The following is a 319-nucleotide window of genomic DNA, read 5'->3' on the forward strand; positions in this document are numbered from 1 at the left end:
ATGTTTGGTATCAGATACTCAACCCACGCTACGGTGTATAGGTTGGCACTGTGCGGCTGATAGCTGACGGCTTAAAGCTGAGAGCTCTAATTTTCTTTCAGACAACAAAAAACCCGTCACATTACTGTAACGGGTTTCTCTTATTTGGATCCTGGCAATGTCCTACTTTCACATAGCAAATGCTACACTATCATCGGCGCTGTTTCGTTTCACTACTGAGTTCGGCATGGGGTCAGGTGGGTCCAAAACGCTATTGTTACCAAGAAAATTCTTTTCAATTTTCTTATTTTAATTGTTAAGCTTTAAGTCCTACGACTAA

At 41.4% G+C, this 319-nt stretch carries 1 rRNA gene; it reads right to left on the reverse strand.

What is annotated here, in order from left to right:
- Positions 1-149: 149 nt before the first annotated feature.
- Positions 150-264: ribosomal RNA gene (rrf, locus tag J7338_RS20655) — 5S ribosomal RNA — on the reverse strand.
- Positions 265-319: the final 55 nt, after the last annotated feature.

The organism is Pseudoalteromonas ostreae (assembly GCF_018069805.1).
GTDB classification, from domain to species: domain Bacteria; phylum Pseudomonadota; class Gammaproteobacteria; order Enterobacterales; family Alteromonadaceae; genus Pseudoalteromonas; species Pseudoalteromonas ostreae.